This is a genomic window from Desulfobacterium sp. N47, assembly GCF_051233685.1.
In the GTDB taxonomy this organism is placed as follows: Bacteria; Desulfobacterota; Desulfobacteria; order Desulfobacterales; family RPRI01; genus RPRI01.
On sequence record NZ_JBAMMY010000244.1, the window covers coordinates 1 to 1,817 of the forward strand.

Below are 1,817 nucleotides of genomic sequence, written 5' to 3' on the forward strand. Positions count from 1 at the left end.
GAGGGAATCAACAGCCTTATCCAAGCAGCTAAAGCCAAGGCCAGGGGATACAGGACCATCAAAAACCTGATCACCATGATCTACCTCATTGGTGGCAAACTCGAATTCAGGTTACCCACATGAAATAGCGAGGAACCATCAGCATTATATACATTTCTTTCTGGCTGGGGATTTCCATTTTGTTTTCCATTCTGTTTCGCAGCACGGCAACATCGGCTCTGGCCGCCTTGGCAGTCTGGATATTCTTTTCCTTTTTTGTAAGCTTAGGCGTTAATGTGGTTGCAGATGCTTTAATGCCGGAAACAAAGGTTGCAGCCCTGAAGCCGATTACCTGCGGTCTAAAATTGTAAATAAATATTCTTTAATATCGCCGATGCAGCTTTATACGGATGCAACTGCAACGATCATAGACCCCACACGGAAAACCACCCAATCAGTTATAGCAGTGGGCCGCATGGAAAGCATTTCACTTTCAAGATTCTCAGGCCCATTACCTCTGCTTCAGAGCATATTAATTGTAGCACCCTATATTCTTTCTTTGATAGCACTTACAATTATATGTTTTGCTGTTTCGTATATTGTTTTTATGAGGCAGGAAATCAGGTCGCTTTAACCTGCAATTGAAAAAGCTCCGGTAATTATCTCAGCGATAAACCGGAGCTTATAAGAACTTGCAGCGAAATTTTAATCTAAGCTTTTTTAAAATATACACGAATATAAGCTGGCACCAGAGCTTTATTTCCCGGCCCCTGCTTTTACTACCAGCAATTCCTCTACCTTTTTCTTTTCATCATCCCCAATTTTGCTGTTTTTTACCAGGGTAAGGGAGGTATTACCAAGATTATCCTTTGCGTTTAAATCAGCACCCATTTTCAACAGAAGTTCGACCGTGTTCGCCTGGCCATTTCGTGCCGCCCACATGAGTGCGGTTCGGCCGTCTGTATCTTTTTTCTCAATATTTGCTCCACGATCAAGAAGCAATTTCACAGTTTCGCTATGGCCCATCAAAGCTGCCGTCATCATAGCAGTAAGCCCTTTTTCCTCTTCCACGGTATCGATAAGAGCTCCTTTATCAAGCAGAAACTTCACAGTATCAGACCGTCCGGCATTGGCCGCCCACATCAAGGCGGTTCGTCCCTCGCGGTCTCTTGAATCTATGGACATACCACCTTCAAGAAACAAGTTTACTATTTCGGTGTTTCCGGTGACCGCAGCCGCAATAATGGCAGTAAGACCGTTCTTGTTTTCTTTAGCCTTGGTGTCGGCTCCTTTGTCAAGCAGTATCTTAACAATATCAGTTTGGCCCGAGAGCGCAGCCCAGATAAGGGGAGTGGCGTTAAAAGTCCGGTCCCTGCCGTTCACGTCAGCCCCTTTTGAAAGCAGAAGGTTCACAATTCCCTTGAGGCCTTTTTTAGATGCTTCGATCAGTGCCGTATTTCCTTTTTTGTCCATTGCATTTATGTCTATTCCGCCGCTTATAGCGGATTCCACAGCCTTGATGTCTCCTTCCTTCGCATTTTGAACGAATGAGTTTACATCCGGAGACGTACTTGCCTGATTTGCATCAGAACCTGCTGTGGCAGTATTTGTTCCGCATAAGAGCGGAAAAAGTAAAAAAACCGTTGCAAAGAAGATATTCAAGGACTTTGAGATTGTCATAAAACAACTATAACATTTATGTTGCATAATTTTCAAATTTGCTCCATGATTAGCTCATGGAAAAAGATAGAATATCAAAACGATTTAAAATCCTTGAGCCAATACTCAATGAACGGTTACGCAGGCATTTTGCGGCAGCCGAAGCAATGTCAATTGGC

Annotated in this window: 2 protein-coding genes; one reads left to right on the plus strand and one right to left on the minus strand. The window is 43.5% G+C overall.

Annotated features, from left to right (window positions below):
• A partial coding sequence (locus VXK47_RS15965) for a transposase (RefSeq protein WP_435547519.1) occupies positions 1-123 on the plus strand: 123 nt, incomplete at its 5' end.
• 612 nt (positions 124-735) lie between these two features.
• Here the strand turns inward: VXK47_RS15965 and VXK47_RS15970 are convergent.
• Positions 736-1,686: an ankyrin repeat domain-containing protein gene (locus VXK47_RS15970; RefSeq protein ID WP_435549781.1), complete on the minus strand. Its 951-nt coding sequence runs from the start codon at positions 1,684-1,686 to the stop codon at positions 736-738.
• Positions 1,687-1,817: the final 131 nt, after the last annotated feature.

Coding starts and splice junctions, on each gene's coding strand:
- VXK47_RS15970 (WP_435549781.1), bottom strand. CDS start 1,686: ATGCAACATAAATGTTATAGTTGTTTTATGACAATCTCAAAGTCCTTG.